Genomic DNA, 18,714 nt, shown 5'->3' with positions numbered 1-18,714 from the left:
TGGCTCTTTAACGGAATAGTTTATTGTCATTTAACGGTTCCTTAATTGCTCTTTCACTATCAGAAGATGTTTTTTTCATTATAAATATGCCCTTTATATCATCAAAAAGGGGAGATAAGGTACAATCATAATTCTAAATAACTGTTAATATAGCGATATTTGATACATTTTGACACATTTAAAATGATTAAGGTTTCTTCAAAAAAGTGCTCTTTTTAACTTTTAAACCTTATCTCAAGCTTAAAATTGTTTTGGATTATGAAAAATGTATCTTTAATAGCAACATGTTTTTATATTAGTTAATTGCGTTTGATATACTGCTTTGGCTCAGTGCAACGGATAATGGATTCAATTAAAGGGTATTATCAAAAAGAATACTATAAAACAAAACAATTTCAGAAATAGATAAGGGGTGAACAAGTGGTGAAAAACATGATAAATGAGGATAACTTTGGTTTACAAAGGCAACCTTCTCAAAAAACGGTTGGTCAATATTTATTCGATTGTTTAAAATTGGAGGGCATTACCGAGATTTTTGGTATTGCAGGGGACTATAATTTTACACTTCTTGATACTTTAGAGTGTTATAAAGGTATCCGCTTTATAGAAGGGCGGAACGAACTAAACGCGGGCTATTCTGCAGATGGCTATGCAAGAATTAAAGGGATGTCCGCACTTATTACAACTTTTGGAGTTGGAGAACTCAGCGCTTGTAATGCTATAGCTGGGGCTAATAGTGAGCATGTACCAATCATTCATATAGTGGGTGCGCCTCCCGAAAATGATCAAAAAGAGCATAAGCTGATGCATCACACTTTAATGGATGGGAATTTTGATGTTTTTCGCAACATGTATGAGCAAATTACTGCATACAGCGCGGTGCTTACGCCTGAAAACGCTAAAATTGAAATTCCAGCCGCAATTCAAATTGCTAAAGAAAAGAAAAAGCCTGTATATCTTGTTGTGGCCGATGATTTAGTGACCAAGCCGATTAAAAATCGTGTAGAGCTAACACAAAAGCGCCCAACATCTAATTTGAAAACCCTTCATGCTGCGGTCAATCATGTCCATAAGCTACTAGATCGTGCACATCGACCAGTTATACTGGTGGATGTAAAAACCATGCGTTTCGGTCTTCAAGCGGCTGTTCAACAACTGGCAGACACCATGAATGTTCCTGTTGCAACGATGATGTACGGAAAGGGAGGATTCGACGAAAACCATCCAAATTATGTGGGAATGTACTTGGGATCTTTTGGAGATTCTGAAGTTCAAAGTAAGGTAGAAAATGCAGATTGTATCATCGCAATTGGTATGGTATTAGCGGATACTAATACTGCAAGTTTTACTGCAAAACTAAACCAGCTGATAACCGTCAATATTCAACCGGATATGGTTAAAATTGCTGAGGCAGAGTATCTGAATGTTTTTGCAACTGACATGTTACTCGCACTACAGAATGTGGGTTATAAGGGACAAGGTTTGGTAGAAAAAATGTCATTCCCTTACGACCAATTAAATACTAACACCGATGCCCCTCTAATAGCAGCGAACTATTATCCACGTTTTCAGCAGATGCTGAAAGAGGAAGACATTGTAGTTGTCGAGACCGGTACATTCTATTACGGAATGGCAGAGGTGAGACTACCGAGTGATGTAGTATATATTGGGCAAGGTGGTTGGCAGTCCATCGGTTACGCAACCCCCTCGGCGTTCGGTGCTATTATGGCTGTGCCTGAACGCCGAGTGTTTCTGTTTACAGGGGATGGAGCCTTACAACTGACAGCTCAAGAAATCAGCACCATGCTTTATTATGGATGCAAGCCTATAATTTTTGTCTTAAACAATGATGGTTATACGATTGAAAAATATTTGAATGTAAAAACAAAAAATCAAAAGTACAACAAAATTCCTCAATGGTCTTATACTAAGCTAGCGGAAGTTTTTGGAGGCGATGCGCTTACAGCTACAGTCCGTACCTATGGAGAGCTTGATCAGGCAATAAAACAAGCTGAAATAGAAAGTGCTGAAAAACTTTGTATTATTGAAATGATTGTAAAAGATCCAATGGATGCATCTAGATATATGAAAAAGATGCGCAATTATATGGAAAAGCAGGAAATGCAGCGTACTCAGCCAATAGTCTTGAATAGACCGGGAAGATAAGTCTAATTTTTTGATAGGAATTATGCAGTAGATAACTCGTTTCCTCACGAATATACAATTCTATTTTTGGGATTTGTTTTTCATTTTGTTTGTTCGGAAAAAGACTGGATGCGTATGGACTATATTTACATTCTGTGTAGCTATTTCTCGTATCTGAGTAGGAGTTCATTATCCTTTCGATGGCGTAACAGGAGTTCTAATAGGGATTTTTTCAGCACTATTTTCGTATTGGGTAACATCCAAAATTACACTTATTAAACAATTGTTTAATCTGTACGGAAAAATAGAGCAGAATGTAATATCCTCTAAAAACAAATGGAAAAACTTTTGATTATGCAACACAATAAAAAAGATTACATATACTAATGAATATTCTGTTTCAATATCGTCTATATTAAAGAGCGCTTTTAAAAGCGCTCTTTAATTCTTAAATAAGAATTTTGTTTAATTTTATTAGTTGACCAAGAAATATAGACAAATTTATCAGGAGTGTTAGTGTAAATGTACTTGAAGAGATGATGTTCTAAAAGATGTTAACAATAATTGGGATTTTTTAGTGGTGATTTATTTATTGATTCTGTTTATATAAAAATTACATAACAGTAGCTGAAATAAAGCCATTAAATAAGACTAAAGGATTAAGGATTGGATTAAGTATGGCTGGAATCCATATAAAGGTTTATGGCCAACCATGAATAAATAGTTGGCCATAATAATCTTAAAGATCCATATCTTTTAATCCAGGACTATGCTCATTTGGCATTTCAGGAAGTTCTGGTACAGGAAAACCTTTTGGCGGGTCAGTTACTGCTAATGTTCCTTTGTTTCTACTTGGTGATTCACCTTGGAATATTTCTCCCATTCTTGTTGGATCTAAGCTGAAATTAAATTGTGCGTTATGGAATCCCATGTCTACATACTTTCTGCACTCTGGGTATTTATTAATATCATAGTTCGGCACAGGGAAGAGTTTCCCCCATTCAACACCCAATGTCTCTAAAGCTTTTGCGAAAGCATTTTGATGTGCATTATCACGTACAATTAAAAATGCAAGTGTTTCTCTAAAAGTTTGATTGGAACTCATTTCATAAATTCTAGTTTTTTGAAGTACACCTGTAGATTCAAGTACTACGTTATCTAATAAATCGCTAATTAAATTCCCATGACTATATACCCAAGATCCATTCCATGGGTTGCCAGCTGCATCAACAGGTAATGAACTTTGTGCCCCTACAATAAAGTGATGAGGATTTGCATGTTTAACCGCTTCGTCAAGTGGTGCTGTGTCAATACCGGCATTTCCAGGCGTAGGTTCACCAGATCCAGTTAATAGTTGATTAATTGTATGTTGTACAAGTTCTACATGGCTTATTTCCTCTAAAAAAACACCTCGAAGTAAATCACGATATTGCTTCTCTTTACCTCTAAAATTTGAGCTTTGGAAAAAGTATTGCATCATTGTACGCATTTCACCGTAATGCCCACCTAATATTTCTTGTAAAACTTTTGCAGCAGCTGGATCTGGTTTGTCCGGCTTGATAATATTAATCAGTTCTTCTTTATAATAAAACATGAAGTACACCTCTTTTAAGTTAGTTAACATTGTTATCGTGTCCGCTATTTGGTTACTTAATACTTTAATTCATGTTTTTACCAATTGATTATTACCTCAAAATACAAAGTTTTTGAAAATAACTATTTTCGATGTGAGATGAAAATGGGGGAGATACTTAGTGTTTTAATAAAAAAGATAAGATTACGAAATGTAATCTTATCTTTTCATTAAGAATGATGAATTATATGTTCAAGGCTTTAAAATGACTTTTATACAATCATCTTCACGATTATTAAAAATTTGATAACCGTAGCTTGCTTCTTCAAGGGGAATTTTGTGTGTAATAATCTCTTTTGGATCGAATTCTTTGTTTGTTATTTTCTTAAATAATTCCGGCATAAAATGGATGACAGGTGCTTGTCCCATTTTTAGATTAATATTTCTAACCCAAAATGCCCCGAGTGGAAAGGCATTATAATTACCGCCATAAACACCAGTCATTTGAACTGTTCCATATTTTCTTACGGCTTTCGTAGCGATTTGAATAGGGCCGAGAGTTCCGCCTTGTAATTTTAATTTTTGTTCCAGAAATTCTAGGGGAGATTTTTTCCCATCCATGCCTACACAATCAATAACTACATCCGCACCGCCATGCGTAATTTCCTTTAAATGTTCTCCCATATCAGGAAATTTTGTAAACTCAAATACCTCAACATTGTTAATCTTTTTTGCATAATGTATTCGATAATCTAAGTAATCCACTGCAATTACACGTTTAGCACCTTGCATCCAAGCGAATTTTTGTGTCATTAATCCAACAGGGCCACAACCAAGTACGATAACAGTATCGCCTCGCTTAACACCTGCATTTTTTACACTCCAATAGGCTGTTGGCAAAACATCAGATAAAAAGAGTAGGGATTCATCTTCCAGTTCGCATGATTCTGGTATAACAAATGGAGTGAAATTTCCAAAAGGAACTTTTAAATATTCAGCTTGTCCACCTGGATGGTTACCAAATTTCTCTGTGTAACCAAAGTATCCACCAGAATCAAAATGAGGATTCGAGTTATCACATTGGCTTTCCATTTCATGTTGGCAATAAAAACAATGTCCACATGCAACATTAAAAGGGACAACAACACGATCGCCTTTCTTTACTTTAGTAACATCTGGACCAACTTCTTCAACAATTCCCATTGGTTCATGACCAATAATGTACCCTGGAGGTAAAGGCATGTTGCCTTGATATAAATGTAAATCAGAACCGCAAATAGCGGTTGAAGTAATTTTTACAATAATATCATCTTTTTTCTCTAACTTTGCATCATCCACTTGTTTAACTTGTACTTTGTTTGGTCCTTGATAGGTTACAGCTTTCATCTCATATCTCCTTAGGAATCATTTTTCATAATTTATATGTATCCTCTTGGCAACACAGAAATCTTTAGTAAAGAGGAATCTATACATAGTGTTGTTATGACAGTATGTTATAGTAACTCTTCTTTCTTATGTCTTCTGCCCTATTTTAAGAAGAAACTCAATATTTATTCACGATCTAATTCCCATAAAAAGGATAATTATTATTTCATAACTTGAAGCATATTAAAAACATCGGAGGTGAAATAATATGGCAAACAATAATAGTGGAAGTCGTAATGAATTGTTAGTTCGAGGTGCTGAACAAGCTCTTGATCAAATGAAATATGAAATTGCACAAGAGTTTGGTGTACAACTTGGTGCGGATACAACAGCTCGTTCAAACGGATCTGTTGGTGGTGAAATTACAAAACGTTTAGTAGCAATGGCTGAACAACAACTTGGTGGTAGAACTAACCGTTAAGTGAATTGACATAAAATATAGTAGATATGTAAATCAATTTCTTTTGTATATGTATAAAAAACAAACCCTTATAGTAAATGAATTCTCACTCAAAGATTATTGATAATCTTCTTTCATAATCTTTGGGTATTTTATTTGTAAACTACTTTCCTAAACAATAAACACGCAGTGTTGGAAAGGTGTTTTCCATGCATAGTAGAAAAGCTTTTGCAGGAAAAAGCATACTTAAAAATTTGATTTTAATATTGAAATCAATATTTATTATTATCTTTTCGAAAGGGAGGAATTTAAAAATGGGTATATTAAGTGGAAATCCTCAAAATGAACCGTTACATTACGGAGAAGTATTTGATATTTGGAGTTATCTTCTTGCTGCACAGGGTGCGATTGCAAGTCATCAAGTATTTATGAATCATACAGGTGATGAAGACTTGAAGAAGTTTTTAGAAAGCTTAATTGAAAATGATATGAATTCGGAAATAGAAGAGTTAAAAACTCTTTTAAAGGTTAATGGTGTAGCTTTACCGCCTGCTCCTCCAGAACGACCAGTTGCATCTATCGAAGACATTCCTCCTGGAGCACGTATTAATGATGCAGAAATTGCTGCTGCTGTTTCAACAGGATTAGCAGCTGGACTTGTCACATGTAGTCAAGTAATGGGAAAATGCCTTCGAGAAGATGTAGGTATGTTATTTGGACAATTTCATATGAAAAAAGCGCAGGCAGGTGTAACGTTGCTACGTTTAAGTAAGAAAAAAGGGTGGGTAGTTCCACCTCCGTTACATGTAAGAAATTCAGATCAAGCTTAATAAACAAAAATAAAAAAGTGGCGTTGGCCACTTTTTTATTTTTTAGATGTATCCTCAAGCTTGGATTTATTTATTGTGGAAGAATCTATATATTCATCTGACATTTCCATAGCATATTTATCATGACGAATATGATTGTGATTTCTTAAATTATCATCGTTACGCAGTACTAGCTTCTTCATATAAATGTGGAAGAAAATTTCTGTTCCACCAATAATTAAAGCGGCTATAAATGAAGAAAGTCCAATATTACGAGTAGCATCTAAATCAGTAAACAAGGATGTTAGTAACCAAGTGCCAAAGAAGCTTAAGCCTAAATCTGCTATTGTAGCAATCATATTTCCGTACTTAGGTAAAATGAAGAGATCTCCGATTAAATAGGCAGCTCCTGTAAGGAAAAGAGAAATGAGTAATACTTTAGGAATTGAAATGCCTTTAAAGATACTAAGTATAATTAGTAATACTGCAGTTATCAATGTGTATTTAATTAATAAAGCAACAATATGTTTCATTATTTTCCTCCATTGTCTAAACGTATATGGAATAAAATATTTCATTAAAAACGGGTTATGCTGTTAAATAGCTTAACCCGTTTTATGTTGTAATGGAGGTCTATTTATGATATCCCATGGCACGTAAGATGTATTTCGTTCTCCTATACATGATTATTTTTAGTTTAAAGAAGATTAACTATACCTTTGAATTCACGGTCGTAATTACCAATTAATTAGCTATATATTTTAGCATGTAATTTAACATATTAAAGAAAGAAGGAGGTGAATGAACATGTCAAACAATAACAGTGGAAGCAGTAATCAATTATTAGTACGTGGCGCTGAACAAGCTCTTGATCAAATGAAATATGAAATTGCTCAAGAATTTGGCGTACAACTTGGTGCAGATGCAACAGCTCGTGCAAACGGATCTGTTGGTGGTGAAATTACGAAACGTCTTGTATCATTAGCTGAGCAACAACTTGGCGGTGGCGTTACTCGTTAATTTTATATATGAAATGGATATAGAGGAGAGGCATGCCGTCTCTCCTTTCTCATACATTTTTTTAATAAATAAGCTTAGTAGCGTTACAATCGTTTCGACTTTATTTGTTTAACTTTTAGACTCTCGAGGTTTTACATACATAATGAATTTTTGTGAAATAAAGGATAAAAGATAAGAGATTATATTTGATGCGAAAGGGGCAGAGAAAATGAAATATGAAGCGTTATTTACAGTTGAGATTTCTGTAGGAAGTGAACTAGTAGCAAACCATAAAATAAAGGCTCATAATGTCACTGATGTTATTGAAAAGCTTGCCGAGAAGTATTTAAGTGATCATGAGGGACATTCTCGAAATGAATAAAGGAGAATAGTAATATGACCTGTCATGATGTTAATAATGAAACGAAAGAAAAAAAAGATTTAAAATGGTGGCAGCTCTCACTTATTGGGATTGGTTGTACGATAGGAACCGGCTTCTTTTTAGGATCCAGTATAGGAATTAAAATAGGTGGTTCGTCAATTATTCTTATTCTTATTTTAACTGGATTTACTACTTATATTGTATTTGAAGCATTGGCAAAAATGGCTGTAGAAGATCCACAAAAAGGATCTTTTCGCATATACTCAAAAAAAGCTTTTGGAAATTGGGCAGGTTTTAGTCATGGATGGACATACTGGTGTTCTGAACTGCTTATTATGGGCAGCCAGTTAAGTGCGTTAGGAATCTTTTCACGCTACTGGTTTCCTAAAATACCATTATGGATATTTGCTGCTATATACGGAGTAGCAGCTATATTAATTATTTTTATAGGGGTAAAGATATTTGAACGCCTAGAAAAATGGATGGCTATTATAAAAATTGCGGCTATTATAGGATTCATCGTAATTGCTATTTTAGTTATTTTAGGATTTATAAAGGGTGGTTTATATAAAGCGCAAATCCCGCGTAATTTTAAAGACTGGTTCCCAAATGGATTAAAAGGCACTTGGTCCTCTCTAATTTATGCATTTTATGCATTTGGAGGAATCGAAATTATGGGGTTAATGACAATAAGACTGAAAGACCCTAAAGATGCACAAAAATCAGGAAGAGTAATGTTAATGATTTTAACGATTATTTACGTAGTCTCTTTAGGGTTGGCAATTATGATGGTTCCATTAAACCAGTTTAATACGAAAGAAAGCCCTTTTGTAATAGCATTACAAGACTATAATTTGCCGTATGTGCCATTTATTTTAAATGTAGTGTTAATTTTAGCGGGTTTTTCAACATTAGTTGGTTCATTATTTGCAGTGACAAGTGTACTAATGAACTTAGCTGAAGAAGGTGATGCACCTGCAATGTTTGCGAAAAAAAATAAGAAAAATATCTCTTTTCCAGCCCTAATTCTTATTATAATTGGACTTGGTGCTTCTATCCTTAGTGCTTTATTACTACCAAAAAATATATATGAATATGTAACAACTGCAGCTGGATTAATGTTGTTATATACATGGAGTCTCATTCTTCTTTCATTTTGGAGATTAATGAATCCAAAAGGTTGGATGCAGATAAAAAGTATTATTGGTCTTATTATGATTGCACTAGCTGTTAGTGGAACACTATTGCAAAAAACAACGCGTTTTGGTTTCCTTGTGAGCTTGTTGTTTTTAGGAATAGTTATTATTGTTACTATAATTGTTCATTTTGTCTCAAGGAAAAGGAATACAGCTATATGAAGAATCTATTTTTACACAATATGAGTAGTATGTAACAACTAAATAATAGAAGCTATTGAAAAATGATTTGGTAAGTTTGAAAACCAAAATATAATCCATAAATAATAAGTGATATTCCAGATATTACTGTTATAAGAGATAATATACGCGTATTTAAAATTTTACGAAATATACTAGAAGTACTTGCCATCGTAATATCCCAAATAAAAATACCTAAAATAGTACCAAAGCTATATAACAAAAGCTGCTCTTTATTATAGGAAGAAGCGGCTTTTGCTAATATAGAGCCGAAAATGCCAAGCCAAAATAGAATTGTTAATGGATTCGATAAAGACATAAAAAAACCAGAAAAAAAGCTTTTAATAATTGAATCGTCATTTCTAGTATTACTAATGCTAATTTGATTCGCATTTTTTACACTTTCAATGCCTGTATAGATTAAAACAAAAGCGCCGAAAGACCATAAGAAAAGTTTGATAATATCTTTTTCGAGGAAATGAATGACACCTAAATAAATAAGTGCCATGTAGATAACATCTGCAAGTAAGGCTCCTATACCAAGGATCCAAGCATGAAAAAACCCACTCCTAATACCTTTTTCTAGCTGCGCAGCATTTATAGGTCCCATTGGAGCAGATAATGATAAACCTAAAAAAACATAGCTTAAAAATATGCCCACGTATGATATGCTCCTCCCACTAAATTTAATTTATATTAAATCTATTCAGTGGTTAAAGTTTGTACAACTAAATAATAAAAAGTAGAGTGGATTACTTATTTTTATGCAAGTATTTTATGATTCGAGAAAACGGACACTTAGATGGAATTGTTTCATCATCACGTAAAAAATATTGTTGCCATTCATAATTATCTTTTTCACCATAATCTTTAAGAGAAGGGTGAATAGGGGCTTTGTCATAAGCGGCTAGACGTTGACGTATTAAGTTTTTTAGTTTTCTACTGCGTTTCTCAGAATTCATAATTCCCTGTAAAACCCACCTAGGAGTTAAAGCAAGCATCATACATGAAAAATGTCTACTTTGTCTATTGACATGGGCAGGTGTAGCACAGTAGACGAAATATGATTCATTATGAAAGCAAAATTCCCAAGTATTTTCCATAGGGTCATTGGGGATATGCGTAGGCCATTCCATCTCGTCCAAACGACTAGTTGTATTAAGTAGAGACCAATACATATGTTCAAAATCTTTAACTGTAGTTTCTCTCATTAAATCTATTGGTGTATGAATAAAAACAATAAGTGAGGCATATTGACCTGTATCTCTAGAACATTCAGTATATTCTTTAAGTAATGTAGCAAAGTCCTCGCTAGTATTCGTATCTCTAGGATCACCAATGAATCCGTACCGGAGGTGATTCGCTGTAAAGCCGTGTTGAGCCGGGATACAAGGAAAAGGTTTATTTTTATCTGTCATTTTTAATTTAAAAGAACAGAAAGCTTCTTGTTGCCAATGTGGAAGGTTAATAATATGTTTTTGTAAAGAGTCTTTATCATAAAGTATAGTCATCTTTTTATCCCTCCTAGGTCATAATATATAACCTATTAATTATTTAAGAATAGGTGACTAACACGGATAGAATAATTATTTTTTAATCTATAAAAATAAAATGATTTAATAAAGAATCCCCTTCAATGTAGTTACTTTAATAGTTGATCTTTAATAACGTATAAATTTTAAGTAGCTATAAAATTTGAAAAATATATAAGGAATATGTAGGTACAATGTTCACATTTATATTTTCTAACTAATATGGTTTATAACGAAACAAGAAGGGATGTATTATGATGGAGATTTTTAAGGAAGAAAAAATTAAATTTATAGATTGTAAAGGCGAGGAAGTCATTTTGAAAATCAAAATTAAGGATATAAAAAATTAGGGAAGAGGAATTAAGGATACTTTATTGTGATTAACATAGAAGGATGCAAAGTAATCATGAATTAGATTGAAATGAATTCATGTAGTATAGGCCCTTTTTGAATTTTTTTGCATAATGTAGCATGAGTGAATATTAAGGGGGAACATACATGTCTTATCCTAATCAGTTAGCTTGGCATGAAACATTGGATTTACATGAATTAGTAGCATTCCAAGCGAACGGCTTAATCAAATTAAAAAAGTCAGTTAGAAATGTACCTGATCAAGCACTTCAATCGTTATATATTAAAGCTATAAATGTCATCCAAAACAATCTGCAAGAGTTAGTACAGTTTTATCCGTATGCTCCTGGATTTCAATCGCAGCAGCATCGTGATGACACTGGATTTTACGCTGGAGATTTACTTGGATTAGCAAAGACATCTGTTCGAAATTATGCAATCGCGATTACCGAAACTGCAACACCCCGACTGAGAGAAGTTTTAACTCGTCAAATAAATGGTGCTATACAATTACATGCGCAGGTTTTTAACTTTATGTACGAACGTGGTTACTATCCAGCTTACGATTTAAAACAACTATTAAAAAATGATATTCAAAATGTGCAAAAGGCAATACAAATGCAATATTAAAATGAAGATATGGAAATTATCTTTAATAGTTAAGACTAAATGGTAATTTCCATTGTTAATAAATTGATTAAAAGCTAAAAATATAGATTGATTCGAAAATATTAAAGAAAATATACTAACGCTACTTTAGAATCTGTGAACCCCTTAAAGTTATTTTAGTGAGTTGTCATCAAATATTAAATATGCTTAGAGAATAAGTATCTATATAATATTTCTAACTGAACATTAGTTTCCTTTGGCGCTAAGTATGTTTAGCACTTTTTTCTTTTGGGGAAAATAATAATATACATTAGTGGAAAGGATGGGGTTTAATGGTAAACAAAACTGAAAATACAAGCTATTTAACCTCTTCTGTTTATTTGACCCGTAATCTATGGTCAGGTATCTTGTTTGGACTAGGATTAGTAGCTTTTATAGATGAAACTATTTTTCATCAACTGCTGCATTGGCACCATTTCTATGATAAATCTACAACAGATATTGGACTCATTTCAGATGGTCTTTTTCATGCTTTTAGTTGGTTTGCAACGATTGGTTCCTTGTTCATAGTTGCTGATCTTCGTCGTAGAGATGCATTTTGGTTGAAAAGGTGGTGGAGCGGATTAATGCTTGGTAGTGGTGGGTTTCAATTATATGACGGTATAATTCAACATAAACTAATGAAAATACACCAGATTCGATATGTAGAGAATGTTCTTATCTACGATGTAATATGGAATATAATTGCGACTGTAATGCTCTTATTTGGCATTCTGCTAGTTTTTCAGACAAGAACTGATGAAAGATTATTGAGAGGTAAAAGCTTAAATGAACAATAACCATCTTCATCATGAAATATGGAATGCACTGGATATTTTACTATTCGTATTCATTTTAATTATGTTAATCATTTATATAGTAGCCACGATTTTATCAAATCGCCATTACAAACGATGGCCGTTATATCGAATTGTCTTCTGGGTTTTAGGGCTTATTTGTGCGGCAATAGCAGTTGTTGGGCCATTAGCTTATCGTGCTCATAATGACTTCACAATACATATGCTTGTGCATTTACTCCTTGGGATGCTTGCTCCAATTTTTATAGCATTAGCAGCTCCGATGACTCTTTTTTTACGAACGCTCAATGTGAAAGCAGCGCGACGTCTTTCAAGTGTATTAAAGAGTAAGCCGCTACAAATCCTTACTCATCCCATTATCGCAACCTTGCTTAATCTAGGAGGGCTATGGATTCTCTATACTACTAATTTATACTCGATGATGCACAAAAGTATACTTCTTCATTTGTTCATACATTTCCACGTTTTTATTGCAGGATATCTGTTTACCACATCAATGATTTATATTGATCCAATATCCCATAGATATAGTTACAAATACCGATCAATTATTTTAATAGTTGCATCAGCTGGTCATGGGATATTATCAAAATACATATATGCTCATCCGCCTGCTGGTGTAGTCACTGAACAAGCTGAAATCGGGGGCGTGCTGATGTATTATGGTGGGGATTGCGTTGATATCGTTCTTATTTTTATACTTTGTTTGCAATGGTCTAGGGGCAGCAGATCGAGAACAAAAGGTAATAATGTATTAAGTTCATGGTAATTATTAGATTTTTTGAAATTAAAAACTTTGAAATGCAATTTGGTCATACTGTACTTAAAAGAAACTTTGATAAAAATCAGTATTTTATTTTCATTTTTAAAATTTATAAATAAAAAGCAGCTAGCAAAAGCTAACTGCAGCGAGAAAATTACATCCATGAATTTAAGGAGTATAACTATATCATGGTTAAATATAGTATGAACAAAAAATGTAAGCTTATACTATGAAATTAAAAAGAGCAGTTATTTATTATGACTGCTCTTTAATGGTAAGAAATAAAGCCTGGGTAAGAAGCAGACTTTATTATAAATAGTGTGTGTGAAAGATCGATTTTTATTCCAAAAGGGTAGTTCTATTCTTAGGATAGAGATGTTAATTAAGTACAGTGTATTTTCATATTAAACGTAATATTTTTTGACGTGTTAATTTTGTATCATATGTTAATTCTTTAATATAAAAACCAAAGTTTTTGTGCTTAATGTATCTTTTTATCTACATATTTTCCGTAATCAGGTACAGCAATTTTATCAAATTCTTGAACGAGTGTTTTAAGGCTTGTTGATAGCAATTCACCTGACATTGGTATTCCGTGTCCAGTAACAGTGACTAGAGGCTTTAATTTTTCTAATTTAATAACGGATTCTTTAGCAGCGTTCCAGTCTGTTGTTAAATAACGAGGCGGACCGCTTATTTCCTGTTCTTGAGTAATTACCTTATATAGATATTCCTGTTTCACTGTAACAAAAGCGTCCCCTGCAATTAATGTTCGGTCTTTTTCTCGGAATAATGAAATATGACCTGGAGTGTGTCCTGGTGTATGCACCCATCTAAACTCTGGCATATGAGGAACAGTTCCATCTGCAGGTAGTACTTTTACGTTATTTCCTAAATCAATCGGTTCATTAGGGAACAGAGGTGACATTTTCGCTACCATACCACCTTCAACTGTTGGATCTGGTTCAGGATAGCTTTGTAGTCCAGTCAGGAAAGGTATTTCCAATTGATGGGCATAGACTGGAACATCCCAATACTTGATAAGTTCAATTATTCCCCCAACATGATCAAAATGCCCATGAGTTAAAATAATTGCTTTTGGGCGACTATTTGTACCAAATCGCTTCTCAGTGACAGAGATAATTTCATTTGCACATTTAGGCATTCCAGCATCAACTAAAATAAAATCATTGGTATGCGGATGTCCAACAAAACAAATGTTGACGATTTGAATCGTGTAACAAAATAAATCAGGCAATACTTCGAGGCCATGACCACTTTCAATTGAAGTTGCCGGAATAAACTTGTAATCACTTCCATAATTCATTTCATTGTCCAATTTTTCTCCCCCTTAATTTATTCCAATATGACATTATAGTTCCCTAATTTTGAAAATCCATTTTGGAGCATTTGAGAAAAGAATGAGTGGGGGATTACAAAAAACAATAACTTAGTCTTAGAATTAAGGGAGAGATATGTCAATTTATATAAAATGTAAACAAAGAATATTGATTTTAAAGTCGTAGTTTATATTATTTTTTTGAGTTTAAGTGTATATCTTTTAAGAGGACATACCAAGTTCTTTTGTTTTGATAATTACTTGAAACTTGAACGGGAAAAACATGATCAAGCGCCCATTCTAATTTGTTTATTTCATTTTCAAGTCCTGTTGGATAGAGTAAAAGGATCTTAAAATTATTTTTAACAATATTTGTTAAAACGGTTTGTAATTCAAGCGCTTCAGTCAAGCTTCCGCCCCATCTAACAAATAAAATGGATTGTGAATTATGCATTCTTTCGTAAAGGTTATCAATTCTTTGATCTAATTTTTGTTTAAAATCATGGTATGTGATGAACCAATCTTCATTCGGAATAACAGGGAAATCATGATAAGATGTTACGTTATATTTTGTATCTTTTATAATATGAGAAAAAACAGGTTGTATCACGCCATCATTAAACACAATATTTTGCTCCGGCATTGCTTGCATGTTTTTTAAATCCATAAAGTCTACGAAATTATTTTTCAATAATGTGTTGATAGAAGAAAGATTCGGTGATACAAACCAATCTAGAGGACCTGAATATTTCCGCAGCTTATATTTTTTTAGATGAATAGCAGTATAACAATTTTCCCCTAAACTAATAACATCATCATACATTCCTTGAAGCTTTTTCATTTCCAATACAATCATCCTTTTTTAGAAAAATTAGAAGGTATATATAAATTCTAAAAAGCGTTATTATGACACAAAATATGCTTTTGAAAAATAGGAGAACGGGTTAATTATAAATAATATATGTATGTATAAAACCTCCTGTGAAAAGGCTCACAGGAGGTTAAACTAAGGCGTATTTCGAGTTATGTACCATTTGTTGAGGTAAGAATTGTGAGTGATAATTCATGGCGTTCCTATAATAAAGGGGGAAAACAGAAATACATTGAAGTTAGTTGTGAACAAATTGTAATTTAAAATTGAGAGGAAATAAGAAGCCCTAGTTGCTTCATTATGCAACTAGGGCATTATTTAATCTCTTCCTAACTTAATTATATCATGTAAATCAAATTCGAAATAGACTGTTTCTTCTCATTTACTCCTGCTACAATCAAGAACACATGCATAGTAAGGAGAGATGTTATATGAGTTCTTTCGTTCTCGATTTTCAGGAAATAGAAAAGGGGCAGCTTTCACTCGTCGGCGGAAAAGGGTTGAATTTAGGGGAGTTATCTAACATTCAAGGTATACAGGTGCCAGAAGGATTTTGTGTGACAACGGTAGCATATGAAAAGGCCATCGAGCAAAATGAAGAGCTTCAAACTTTGTTGCAGCAGCTGACCAAGTTGAAACTTGAAGACCGAGCTCAAATTGGTGAAATGAGTAAGGAAATTAGAGAAGTCATTATGGCAGTACAAATCCCTACTGATGTAGTGGAAGCAGTAACTCAGTATCTCTCACGTTTTGGAAATGAACACGCGTATGCCGTGCGTTCTAGTGCTACGGCTGAAGATTTACCGTATGCCTCGTTTGCAGGTCAACAAGATACGTATTTAAATATTATCGGAAAAGAAGCGATTTTACAGCATGTAAGAAAGTGCTGGGCTTCTTTATTTACAGAGCGAGCAGTCATGTACCGTATGCAAAATGGTTTTGAACATAATCAAGTTTCTATATGTGTTGTCGTTCAAAAAATGGTTTTCCCGCAGGCTTCGGGAATTTTATTTACGGCTGATCCGGTTACTTCTAACCGAAAGGTGCTATCAATTGATGCCAGTTTTGGACTTGGTGAGGCGTTAGTATCAGGACTGGTCTCTGCCGATAATTATAAAGTAAAAGAAGGTAAAATTACTGAAACGATGATAGCGACTAAAAAATTAGCTATTTATGCTGTAAAAGAGGGCGGAACAGAGACGAAACAAATTGATTCAGCTCAGCAAAAGATTCAAACATTGTCTGAACGACAAATATTACAACTAGAACAGATCGGAAGACAGATAGAAGCTTATTTTGGCTGTCCGCAAGATATTGAATGGTGTTTAGCCCGTAATACATTTTATATTGTTCAAAGCAGGCCGATAACGACTTTATATCCAATTCCGGAAGAAAATGATGGGGGAAATCATGTATATATATCAGTTGGTCACCAACAAATGATGACCGATGCGATGAAACCATTAGGGTTATCTTTTTTCCTGTTAACGACAAGTGCCCCAATGCGCAAAGCGGGAGGACGGCTGTTTGTTGATGCTACGCAACAATTAGCTTCACCTGCTAGCAGAGATTACTTAATAAATACGTTAGGAAAATCAGATCCGCTCATAAGAGATGCATTAACGACTGTAGTCGAGCGAGATAATTTTATTACATTGTTACCGGATGAAGAAACGGAAAAGAGTGCTAGTAAAAGTAAGCCACCAGTAAGTTCGCGACCAGAAATCGAAAATGATCCAGCAATCGTTACGGAATTAATAAAGAATAGTGAAGCATCACTTGAAGAGTTAAAAGAAACTATGCAACTGAAATCAGGAGTGGACGTACTTGATTTTATTTTGGAAGATATTCAGCAATTAAAGAAAGTATTGTTTAATCCGCAAAGTATAGCAGTTATTATGGCAGGTATGAATGCTTCAACATGGATCAATGAAAAAATGGAGCAATGGCTGGGTGAAAAGAATGCAGCGGACACTCTTTCTCAATCGGTGCAAAATAATATTACGTCGGAAATGGGTTTAGCATTAATGGAAGTTGCTGATGTGATTCGGCCGTACGAAGAAGTTATTGCGTATTTACAACATGTAGAAAATGATAGCTTTTTAGATGAACTCGTTCAGTTTAAAGGCGGAGAAAAAGCTCGAGAGGCAATAGATGCTTTTCTAAATAAATACGGAATGAGATGTAGCGGAGAAATCGACATTACGAAAACGCGCTGGAGTGAGAAGCCAACAACCATTATCCCGATGATTTTAAATAATATAAGAGATTTTGAATATGGTGCAAGTAAACGGAAATTTGAAGAAGGACTGCAAGAAGCTTTGAAAAAAGAAGAAGAGTTAGTAGATCGATTGCAGCAATTGCCGGATGGAAAACAAAAAGTAGAAGAAACGAAGCGAATGATTCGCAATATCCGTAATTTTATCGGCTATCGTGAATATCCGAAATACGGTATGATTAATCGTTATTTCATATATAAGCAGGCGTTACTAAAAGAAGCTGAGCAACTTGTGCAGAGCGGTGTCATTCGTGAGGTCGATGATATATACTATTTAACTTTTGAAGAACTTCACGAAGTTGTTCGCACGAATAAACTAGATTACAAGCTTATCCAAAAACAAAAAAATGATTATAAATTATATAAAAAATTAACACCTCCTCGTATAATGACGTCTGATGGAGAAATCATTACAGGTAAATATAAACGAGAAAACCTCCCAGCTGACGCGATTGCAGGTCTGCCTGTTTCTTCTGGAGTAGTTGAGGGGAGAGCTCGCGTTATTTTAAACATGGAAGAAGCGAATTTAGAAGAGGGAGATATATTAGTTACAGCTTTTACTGACCCTGGCTGGACGCCATTATTTGTATCTATAAAAGGACTAGTCACTGAAGTCGGCGGACTTATGACTCACGGGGCGGTTATTGCACGGGAATATGGATTACCGGCAGTCGTTGGAGTAGAGAACGCTACGAAATTAATAAAAGATGGGCAACGAATACGAGTACATGGAACAGAAGGGTATATTGAAGTGTTGTAATGAAGTAAAAGATCATCCGCTATAAATAGTGGATGATCTTTTTATTTTGCAATAACTCACTTCTTTAAGCCAGCTGCATAAAAAGGTCCATGAACTGCGATTGTTGATAAAATACGAGCAATTTCCTCTGGTGTTTCTTTTTGGCCACTATTTAACCATTGCTGAATGACACCAATATGAGCAGATGCCATATAAGAAGCTAAATATTGGCTTGGTGCGGTAAGTATCGTTATTATTTTAGCGAC

Annotated in this window: 17 protein-coding genes and 1 pseudogene; 10 read left to right on the top strand and 8 right to left on the bottom strand. The window is 34.0% G+C overall.

Annotated elements, in window-relative coordinates:
• Positions 1-423: 423 nt before the first annotated feature.
• Positions 424-2,166 carry an alpha-keto acid decarboxylase family protein gene (locus tag BAQ46_RS26715; RefSeq protein ID WP_071743152.1) on the top strand — a complete coding sequence of 581 codons (1,743 nt, stop codon included), beginning with the start codon at positions 424-426 and terminating at the stop codon, positions 2,164-2,166.
• Between the two features lie 718 nt (positions 2,167-2,884).
• On the opposite strand, the gene BAQ46_RS26710 is transcribed toward BAQ46_RS26715, so the two are convergent.
• Both BAQ46_RS26710 and BAQ46_RS26705 read right to left on the bottom strand, forming a co-directional pair.
• Positions 2,885-3,739: a manganese catalase family protein gene (locus tag BAQ46_RS26710; RefSeq protein WP_071743138.1), complete on the bottom strand. Its 855-nt coding sequence runs from the start codon at positions 3,737-3,739 to the stop codon at positions 2,885-2,887.
• A 231-nt stretch (positions 3,740-3,970) separates the two neighbouring features.
• Positions 3,971-5,104 (bottom strand): zinc-dependent alcohol dehydrogenase, encoded by a 1,134-nt coding sequence (locus BAQ46_RS26705; RefSeq protein ID WP_071743135.1) that lies wholly within the window; start codon positions 5,102-5,104, stop codon positions 3,971-3,973.
• Positions 5,105-5,351: 247 nt separating this feature from the next.
• Here BAQ46_RS26705 and sasP point away from each other — a divergent pair, with 247 nt between their 5' ends.
• Together sasP and BAQ46_RS26695 are read left to right on the top strand one after the other, a co-directional pair.
• Positions 5,352-5,564: a small acid-soluble spore protein, SasP family gene (gene sasP, locus BAQ46_RS26700; protein WP_000002842.1), complete on the top strand. Its 213-nt coding sequence runs from the start codon at positions 5,352-5,354 to the stop codon at positions 5,562-5,564.
• Between the two features lie 293 nt (positions 5,565-5,857).
• Positions 5,858-6,373, top strand: coding sequence for a DUF3231 family protein (locus BAQ46_RS26695; protein WP_000512133.1), 516 nt, complete (start codon positions 5,858-5,860; stop codon positions 6,371-6,373).
• 35 nt (positions 6,374-6,408) lie between these two features.
• On the opposite strand, the gene BAQ46_RS26690 is transcribed toward BAQ46_RS26695, so the two are convergent.
• Positions 6,409-6,885 (bottom strand): YndM family protein, encoded by a 477-nt coding sequence (locus BAQ46_RS26690; RefSeq protein ID WP_071743133.1) that lies wholly within the window; start codon positions 6,883-6,885, stop codon positions 6,409-6,411.
• A gap of 274 nt (positions 6,886-7,159) precedes the next feature.
• On the opposite strand from BAQ46_RS26690, the gene BAQ46_RS26685 reads away from it, so the two are divergent.
• The 3 genes from BAQ46_RS26685 (at position 7,160) to BAQ46_RS26675 (ending at position 9,091) form a co-directional block, all read left to right on the top strand.
• The gene (locus BAQ46_RS26685; protein ID WP_000069660.1) at positions 7,160-7,372 is read left to right on the top strand and encodes an alpha/beta-type small acid-soluble spore protein; all 213 of its coding nucleotides are present in this window, start codon (positions 7,160-7,162) and stop codon (positions 7,370-7,372) included.
• Between the two features lie 208 nt (positions 7,373-7,580).
• Positions 7,581-7,733: a hypothetical protein gene (locus BAQ46_RS30840; protein WP_071743131.1), complete on the top strand. Its 153-nt coding sequence runs from the start codon at positions 7,581-7,583 to the stop codon at positions 7,731-7,733.
• 14 nt (positions 7,734-7,747) lie between these two features.
• Entirely contained in the window at positions 7,748-9,091 is a 1,344-nt protein-coding gene (locus tag BAQ46_RS26675; protein ID WP_071743129.1) for an amino acid permease, read from the top strand.
• 52 nt (positions 9,092-9,143) lie between these two features.
• Here BAQ46_RS26675 and BAQ46_RS26670 read toward each other — a convergent pair whose 3' ends face one another.
• Positions 9,144-9,770, bottom strand: a complete 627-nt coding sequence (locus BAQ46_RS26670) for a LysE family transporter (RefSeq protein WP_000510853.1) — start codon at positions 9,768-9,770, stop codon at positions 9,144-9,146.
• A gap of 91 nt (positions 9,771-9,861) precedes the next feature.
• Entirely contained in the window at positions 9,862-10,620 is a 759-nt protein-coding gene (locus tag BAQ46_RS26665) for a YqcI/YcgG family protein (protein ID WP_071743128.1), read from the bottom strand.
• Positions 10,621-11,139: 519 nt separating this feature from the next.
• On the opposite strand from BAQ46_RS26665, the gene cotF reads away from it, so the two are divergent.
• The 3 genes from cotF (at position 11,140) to BAQ46_RS26650 (ending at position 13,227) form a co-directional block, all read left to right on the top strand.
• Positions 11,140-11,622 (top strand): spore coat protein CotF, encoded by a 483-nt coding sequence (gene cotF, locus BAQ46_RS26660; protein ID WP_000121380.1) that lies wholly within the window; start codon positions 11,140-11,142, stop codon positions 11,620-11,622.
• 311 nt (positions 11,623-11,933) lie between these two features.
• Positions 11,934-12,440 carry a DUF2243 domain-containing protein gene (locus BAQ46_RS26655; protein ID WP_000247605.1) on the top strand — a complete coding sequence of 169 codons (507 nt, stop codon included), beginning with the start codon at positions 11,934-11,936 and terminating at the stop codon, positions 12,438-12,440.
• Entirely contained in the window at positions 12,430-13,227 is a 798-nt protein-coding gene (locus BAQ46_RS26650) for a cytochrome c oxidase assembly protein (RefSeq protein ID WP_071743126.1), read from the top strand. The genes BAQ46_RS26655 and BAQ46_RS26650 overlap by 11 nt, the downstream gene beginning before the upstream one ends.
• A 475-nt stretch (positions 13,228-13,702) precedes the next feature.
• Here BAQ46_RS26650 and BAQ46_RS26645 read toward each other — a convergent pair whose 3' ends face one another.
• Together BAQ46_RS26645 and BAQ46_RS26640 are read right to left on the bottom strand one after the other, a co-directional pair.
• Positions 13,703-14,560 (bottom strand): MBL fold metallo-hydrolase, encoded by an 858-nt coding sequence (locus BAQ46_RS26645; RefSeq protein WP_071743123.1) that lies wholly within the window; start codon positions 14,558-14,560, stop codon positions 13,703-13,705.
• 193 nt (positions 14,561-14,753) lie between these two features.
• Positions 14,754-15,416: a DUF1796 family putative cysteine peptidase gene (locus BAQ46_RS26640; protein WP_071743121.1), complete on the bottom strand. Its 663-nt coding sequence runs from the start codon at positions 15,414-15,416 to the stop codon at positions 14,754-14,756.
• A gap of 446 nt (positions 15,417-15,862) precedes the next feature.
• Here BAQ46_RS26640 and ppsA point away from each other — a divergent pair, with 446 nt between their 5' ends.
• A complete protein-coding gene (gene ppsA, locus BAQ46_RS26635) occupies positions 15,863-18,469 on the top strand; it encodes a phosphoenolpyruvate synthase (RefSeq protein ID WP_071743119.1) in 2,607 nt (868 codons plus the stop codon).
• A 56-nt stretch (positions 18,470-18,525) separates the two neighbouring features.
• On the opposite strand, the pseudogene BAQ46_RS26630 reads toward ppsA, so the two are convergent.
• A pseudogene (locus BAQ46_RS26630) lies at positions 18,526-18,693 on the bottom strand (TetR-like C-terminal domain-containing protein); the annotation flags it as partial.
• Positions 18,694-18,714 lie beyond the last annotated feature (21 nt).

Origin of the sequence: Bacillus paranthracis (genome assembly GCF_001883995.1) — a bacterium.
Taxonomy (GTDB): domain Bacteria; phylum Bacillota; class Bacilli; order Bacillales; family Bacillaceae_G; genus Bacillus_A; species Bacillus_A paranthracis.
This window is presented reverse-complemented; position numbering and strand designations above follow the sequence as displayed.